Source organism: Phytobacter sp. V69, from assembly GCF_965644215.1.
GTDB lineage: Bacteria > Pseudomonadota > Gammaproteobacteria > Enterobacterales > Enterobacteriaceae > Phytobacter.
The window spans coordinates 1-7,165 of sequence record NZ_CBFFRL010000215.1 but is presented as its reverse complement, the minus strand read 5'-3'; the positions used below and the strand labels follow the sequence as shown (position 1 = coordinate 7,165).

At 50.9% G+C, this 7,165-nt stretch carries 4 protein-coding genes; 2 read left to right on the top strand and 2 right to left on the bottom strand.

Annotated elements, in window-relative coordinates:
- Positions 1 to 146: 146 nt before the first annotated feature.
- Complete coding sequence (locus tag ACSZPU_RS21565; RefSeq protein ID WP_499002992.1) at positions 147 to 512, top strand: hypothetical protein; 366 nt, start codon at positions 147 to 149, stop codon at positions 510 to 512.
- A gap of 69 nt (positions 513 to 581) precedes the next feature.
- On the opposite strand, the gene ACSZPU_RS21560 is transcribed toward ACSZPU_RS21565, so the two are convergent.
- The gene (locus tag ACSZPU_RS21560) at positions 582 to 1,859 is read right to left on the bottom strand and encodes a glycoside hydrolase family 10-like protein (protein ID WP_499002990.1); all 1,278 of its coding nucleotides are present in this window, start codon (positions 1,857 to 1,859) and stop codon (positions 582 to 584) included.
- A gap of 333 nt (positions 1,860 to 2,192) precedes the next feature.
- Here ACSZPU_RS21560 and ACSZPU_RS21555 point away from each other — a divergent pair, with 333 nt between their 5' ends.
- Positions 2,193 to 5,120: an HD domain-containing phosphohydrolase gene (locus ACSZPU_RS21555; RefSeq protein ID WP_499002987.1), complete on the top strand. Its 2,928-nt coding sequence runs from the start codon at positions 2,193 to 2,195 to the stop codon at positions 5,118 to 5,120.
- Between the two features lie 56 nt (positions 5,121 to 5,176).
- Here ACSZPU_RS21555 and lysC read toward each other — a convergent pair whose 3' ends face one another.
- Positions 5,177 to 6,538 carry a lysine-sensitive aspartokinase 3 gene (gene lysC / locus ACSZPU_RS21550; protein WP_499002986.1) on the bottom strand — a complete coding sequence of 454 codons (1,362 nt, stop codon included), beginning with the start codon at positions 6,536 to 6,538 and terminating at the stop codon, positions 5,177 to 5,179.
- Positions 6,539 to 7,165: the final 627 nt, after the last annotated feature.

Sequence of the window (7,165 nt, the reverse complement as noted above, 5' to 3'; positions counted from 1 at the left end):
TTCAGGCAACCGTCTGTGGTGTTTGCAGAGCTAAGATTGGCGGCTTAGCGTTGCACTTCGGAGTTGAATCCGCCGACTACATCTTTTAATCGGTTTTTAATATAATCGCGTGAAAGAGTGGCACTTTATTTTAGTTAAGGTCAGGAATGAAACTTACAAGAGCAGTAATAATTGCTTTTAGTCTTCTCCTTTTGCAAGGTTGTGACAGCCAGGAAACGAAAGTTAAAAAGTTATTAAAGTGTGGTTTAGCCGTTGATGAATTGGGCAACGAACATGCGCAGGATAATTATAAAAAGAACAGCATGCTGTTTTTCGGTACCACGCCACCTGCAATAAGCCACAATGAGATGGTCAAAATCGGCGATAAGGCAAGGGAAGAGCTATGGATGGACAGCCGCAACAGCCGTGGCACGGTACAAAAATTACTCGAAGTGTATGGCGAGAAATACTGCGTTGAACTGCATCAGGAACCGAATGATAAAAATATCAAAATGCTGAAGCATTTGATGTAGGGCGGACGAAATGCGTTTGTCACTCATATTAATGGCGGGTGTTCATAAAGAACACCCGTTTTAATGCGCTTAATTGCCCCAACGGCTTTTTAAATAATTTACCGCCTGCTGAGTTTGCGGCTGGTTGAGATAATCTTCGCGGAACAAAATCGTGCCTTTTATCTGCGGCAGCGATTCATTCATATCGAGTTGTTTTTTCAGTTCCAGTACGCCGCCATTCACCGCCCAGTCCGGTTCATTTTTTGACGGCTCGCCCACTTTATACAGCGCAACGCCGATATAGAGCCGGGTATTTGTCGGCTTAACGACATCCGCCCACCATTTTACCAGCACGTCATAACGCGCCGCGTCACGGGCAAACGGCCAGTACAACTGCGGTGCGATGTAATCCAGCAAGCCTTGTTGTACCCAACGGCGTGTATCGGCGAACGACTCATCATAGGCAGCCGCGCCGCGCGTGTCGGAACCGGCCGGATCGAAAGAACGGTTACGCCAGACGCCCGCCGGGCTAACGCCAAATTCGACGTTCGGGTTGAGCTGTTTAATGGTGTGAGAAACCTGCTCAATCAGCTGCTGGGTGTTATGACGTCGCCAGTCGGCCTTTGAGGCAAATCCCTGACCGTATAGGCGGAACGTCTCGCCGTCATTAAGCGCAGATCCCGCCGTCTCGGTATAAAAATAGTCATCGAACTGCACGCCATCGACCGGATAACGGGAGACGACCTCCGCCACGATACTGGTTATCCAGTCACGCGCATCCGGAATGCCGGGGTCGAGAACAAACCGGTCACCCGCCGTGCGTATCCAGTCGCGGTGCAGGACAAAGACGCTCGACGGATGCAGTGGCAGGGTGGAATTGAGTTCCGCAACCGTAGAGGGTTTTATATTGGTCGATACGCGGTAAGGGTTAAACCAGGCGTGGACGCGCATGCCGCGCTTGTGCGCCTCATCGAGCATAAATTGCAGCGGATCGTAGCCCGGATCCTGGCCAATTTTACCGGTGAGTGTATCGGACCAGGGCAGAATTTTTGACGGCCACAGCGCCGTGCCATCCGGTTTTACCTGGAAAAAGACGGTATTGATGCCGAGGCTTCTGAGTTTATCCAGCTTCACCCGCATGGCTTGCTGCTGTTGATTGATGCGGCTTTGCGCACTGCCAACGCCATTCACTGAGGCAAGAGGCGGCCAGTCAAGACGGGAAACCGTTGCCAGCCAGACTCCGCGCACCGGCTCGTTGCTCTGCTGCGATTTATCGGAGAGAGGGTGTTTGGCGACCGGCGGAAGGAGTGTAACGAGCGAGACGGGTGGCTTAGAGCTGCAACTGGCGAGTAACAACGCGGCTGCCATAAAAGTACTGGCTTGTTTGATTCTCGTTAGCGGAAGAAAACGACGTGAGCGGTTAATGGGATACTCCAGTATTTCAGGTTGTCGCCTGGAGGCACATTTTCTGCTTATTCGAGGGTAAGTCAATGCGTATGGATTAATACGCATAAGCGCGGAAAAACTGACCACCGTTACCGTATCAGTGCTAACGGCAACTTGCAGGACTTAATACACGACAGGATCTGGCAAATTCTGGCTTAAACCGAAGAAATACAGTCTTTTTTCCCCAGCCTGTCGCTTTTAACGGCTTCGATTATGCTTAAAAAAGTCGCCGTATTTTTCCTGGACACAGCAGCAATGAAAACGCGCATAAGAAAACTAAAAAACCGGTATCCGTTGCACATACAGATAACCGTACTTTTTACATTGTTAATTGTCACCATTGGCAGCATTATCATTCTTTTCAGCCATAGTCAGCTGACGAAACTGGCTGAAATCAGTACACACCAGCGATACCAACAAACCGGTGAAGCGATTGCCGCCGAGCTGAATTCGGTCACAAAGACAATGGCGAGTTCGGTCAATATTCTGACGAAAATGCCGGTTGCGGATGCAATGACCGAGCCGAAGCGGATGGCGCAGTTAAGTAATTTCATCATGGTCCTGCAACAAAACAATTACGCCAGCTCCGTTTACAGCGCGTGGGATAACGGAGACTTTTTCATTCTCCGTCGCTTAACGAATCAAAGTCGGGCGGTATTTAAAAGTCCGACCAACGCGCAATGGCTCGTACAAAACTATCGGTTTGATGTCACGCCACCGCAGAAAAAAGAGTTTTATTTAGACAATAACCAGAACGTTATTTCATCAGCTATTGTGCCTTATGATAATTACGATCCGCGCACCCGAACGTGGTACACGTTTGCCCATTCTGAACAGGGGCTGATCACGTCACCTAACTATGTTTTTAGAGCTACAGGCGAAACCGGTTTTACCTACAGCCAACTGGCCGATAATCAACATGCGGTGATTGGGCTTGATGTTTCACTCGCTTCACTGTCTGCGTTTTTGCAGCAGCAAGGATTACCGCCGGGCAGCCAGGCGGCGATTTTGTCAGAATCCGGCGAGGTCATCGCCAGTCAGCCGACGCGGGAATTCGATAATCAGGGCAGAGTGAAAGCCGAAAACCTGTCGGTACTTGTGCCGTTACTGAACCAGGGGGATGCCAGAAACAGTCTTATTTTCAGCGTGAATAATGAGGACTGGTACGGTTCGGTGATTAATATTCACAGTATGGGAAATGACTACCGCCTGGCGATCGCCACGCCTGCGACGTTTTTAACGGCCAATGCCAGTTCGATCAGTAACCGTTCCACGCTGATTGCGTTCTTACTCCTCCTCCTCAGTCTGCCGGTTATCTGGTACTTCTCACGAAAAATATCCTATCCGTTACTCAGACTGCGTAAAGATGCCGAAGAGATCAGTAAATTGCGCTTTGAGGCGCATGAGTATCCCGGTAGCAGCTCGATTATTGAAGAGATTGATGACTTACATACCGCCATGGCAAAGATGAAACAAACGCTGATCAAGTTTATTTCGATGGGTAGTATGTTGACCGTGAAGAATAATTTTACTCAGCAGATGCAGGGGCTACTGACCGATACGACGGAAATCGCGGACATGACTGGGGGAATGGTGTTCCTCGCGGACCAGGATGCCCGTCTGTTCACGCCGGCGGCGTTTCGTTGGGGTGATGAAAATATCGATTTTTCTGCCATTCCACCCCTGACTGCAGACCATGAACGCTGTGATGCATTCTGGCAAATATTAGAGGGGAAAACCGTCAGCGGCACGTTAACCAAAGAAAATATGCCCGCGTCACTGGAAACGTTTTTGTTACCGCATTTACCCGTGCGTTACGTCGCCGTACCGATGCAAACACATGATAATCACCCTATGGGTTTCCTGCTGCTTTTCAATACCACTGTACTTACCGATAAACACGAAGATGCCAAAATCCAGCTGATCAATTCGCTGGTTGGCATGCTTTCCGTGGCGATTGAAGCCCAACATCTGCTGGCTGAGCAGAAAAAACTGATGAATGCCTTTATCAAACTGATTGCGGGGGCCATCGATGAAAAAAGTCCCTACACAGGCGGGCACTGTCAGCGCGTTCCGGTTATCACCAAAATGCTGGCGCAGGCCGCCGTTGATGTGCGGGAAGGGCCGTATGCCGGATTCACGCTGTCTGAAAACGAGTGGGATGAGCTGCATACGGCCTGCTGGCTGCATGATTGCGGCAAGATCACTACCCCGGAAGCGGTGGTGGATAAAGCCACCAAGCTGGAGCTGATTTACAACCGCATCCATGAAATCCGGATGCGTTTTGAGGTGCTTAAACGGGAAAAGGAAATTGAATTCTTGCGTCGCCAGGGTGAGGGCGCTGATGTTAAAACGCTCGACAAAACGCTGCGCCAGCTCGATGACGATTTCTACTTTATTGCCCGCTGCAATATTGGCAGCGAGTTTCTTTCCGATGACGCGTTAGCGCGGATCAATAACATTGCCAACTACCGCTGGACGCGTACGCTTGATGACACCGCCGGCGTTTCGCAGGATGAGTTGACGCGTAAAAAACGCCAGCCGACAACGGGATTACCCGTTCAGGAGCCGATGCTCTCTGATAAAGAAGAGCATATTGTCTACCGTTCCGACGTCAGCAAAGAGGCCGATCGTTATCACTTCAAGCTGAAAAAACCGCTGCATCAGTATAACTATGGCGAAATTTATAACCTGAGCATCCGTCGCGGCACGCTGAATGATGAGGAACGCTACAAAATCAACGAGCACATTATGCAGACTATTATCATGCTGGATAATCTGCCGTTCCCACGCACGATGTCTAACGTGTCGACGATTGCCGGTGGGCACCATGAACGGATAGATGGCAAGGGCTATCCTTATCAACTCGACCATACGCAGATGAGTGCGCAGGTCAAAATGCTGGCGATTGCCGATGTGTTCGAAGCTTTGACCGCCATCGACCGGCCTTACAAACCGGGGAAATTGCTCTCTGAGGCGTTGAATATCATGGCCAGCATGGTCAACGAGCATCACCTGGATCGGGAGTTGTTCATCCTGTTCCTGCAATCGGGGATCTGGAACGAGTATGCGCAAACGTATCTGGACCAGGAGAAGACGGACACCGTGAATGTCTCTGGTCTGCTGGCAAAAGTCATGCCGCCGAAGGTGGAAGGGATGGTTCTTGAGGCGAGTCCGGCGTAAACCGTCTTGATAACCTGAAGCGAGCACGGCACCGGCTCGCTTCAGGTTGCACAGTCTTATTCGAACAAACTGCGATGCAGCGCTTTCACTGCGCCGTCTGAAGAGTCAGCGGGTAGCAGGAAGCAGAGCGTGTGGTCAGATGCGCCGTGGCAAATCATGCGCACAGGGTGTTTTTCCAGCTCGGTGAATACGTCTTTGCAAACCCCTGACGCCTGGGTGAGTTCGTTACCGATAAGCGTCACCAGATCGAGACCGGTTTCCAGCTCAACGCGGCAGCGTGAGGAGAGTTCAGTCAGCAACGAGGTGGTCAGTGAATCTGCATCACCCGAGGTGGCGCCCGATGCGTTCAGGATCAGCGCAATGCTGGTTTCTGATGTAGTGACCAAATCCATAGCCGTATTATGGCGTGACAGCACCGCAAACATCTCTGCCAGGAAAACGCAGGCCGGTTGCGTATTCAGACTGTGTAATTTTAGCAGCGTCTGTTTGCGGCGAATGGCCAGCGCACGGTAGCGTGGCGGGTTATCCGCATGGCAGCACACCAATGTACCACCCGCCGCTGGGTTTTTACTGGAACCCACAAAGACCGGAATATTTTTGCGCATCGCTGGCAGCATGGTAGCTGGATGCAGCACTTTGGCCCCGTAGGCGGCCATTTCGCTGGCCTCAGAGAATGAGACGTTATCCATACGCTGAGCCTGAGGAACAATGCGGGGATCGGTGGTATAAATCCCGGCAACATCGGTCCAGATATCCACGCGTGCGGCGTGTAAGGCTTCGCCAAACAGCGAGGCGCTGTAATCACTGCCACCGCGACCGAGGGTCGTCGTGTGTCCCTTTGCATCACTGCCAATAAAGCCCTGCGTAATCACGAGCGCCTGTTCCAGACGCGGGCGCAGCTGCTTTTCAGCCAGTTCGGCCGTGGCCGCAATCACCGGTTCCGCGCAGCCGAAACAGTCGTTGGTGCGAATCACTTTTCGCGCATCAAACCACTGCGTATCGATGCCGCGTTCACGCAGCACTTCAACAAACAGCAGGCTGGACATCAGCTCACCGTGGCTGACTAAGGCGTCGTTCAAGGCTGTTGAACTGACGCTGGCCGCTTCTTCGGCAAGACGGCTGATGTTTTCGAGCAGATGGTCAATTTCCTGACTGATGGCCGTTTTCTGGCTCAGGCGAGAAATAATGTTGTACTGGATGGTGCGCAGGGTATCAATTTTGTCCATACGCTCACCGCTCTCAAGGCCAGCGGAAAGCTCCACAAGCAGATTGGTGACGCCAGCAGAGGCGGACAATACAACCAGACGAACATCTGGATCGGCAAGGACGATGGAGGCACTACGGTTCATCGCGTCAAAATCAGCAACACTGGTGCCGCCAAATTTGGCAACGACGATTTGTGGATAAATGCGAGTCATAACAATCTCATATCAGGGCGCCATATAAGGAATGGCATGAAAATTTTCATTCTCGGCATAAGGGAAGCGGGCTGAGCGAAGGGGACTGTCCCCGTTATGTCAGCGGCTTGCGCCTTACGAAATGTCCGCCCGCGAACATTTCTGATTACAACCCAGGATGTTGCTCCCGTTGTCGAAAACGTGTTTGCCTGTAACGCGTTACCGGGGTGTTGCTTATTTATGACTTAAATTATTAATTCCTTTGGCAGTACTGCGTTTTCTTCTCTGTCGCGCAGGGTAAAGCTGTCGTGAAAACGTCACGTTTTCTCGTTCATTATTAAAGCCAACATCGTCGACTTTACCCGGTGTCGCGCCTTACGGGGAATTTTATCGCGGGCATAGTAAGTGATTTAACCCGCCGGATCGATAAATTCCTTACGCTTTACGCTGCGTCAGTAAAAAAAATAATAATGCACTCAATCTCTTCCGCAATTATTAACTTTAAATGACAGCATGAACAGAATAAACAGCCATAATATGGGTTAAGTCGGCGTCTTGAGAGTGATGTTGTGCGCGAATTCAGATAATAAGTGCAACGCTCGGACATGATTGTGGAGAGTGTAGGAGGAAGGGTTAACTACCGATAAG

What these genes read in the sequence shown, in the direction of transcription:
- ACSZPU_RS21565 (WP_499002992.1), top strand. Translation starts at nt 147, where the DNA reads ATGAAACTTACAAGAGCAGTAATAATTGCTTTTAGTCTTCTCCTTTTG.
- ACSZPU_RS21560 (WP_499002990.1), bottom strand. Translation starts at nt 1,859, where the DNA reads ATGGCAGCCGCGTTGTTACTCGCCAGTTGCAGCTCTAAGCCACCCGTC.
- ACSZPU_RS21555 (WP_499002987.1), top strand. Translation starts at nt 2,193, where the DNA reads ATGAAAACGCGCATAAGAAAACTAAAAAACCGGTATCCGTTGCACATA.
- lysC (WP_499002986.1), bottom strand. Translation starts at nt 6,538, where the DNA reads ATGACTCGCATTTATCCACAAATCGTCGTTGCCAAATTTGGCGGCACC.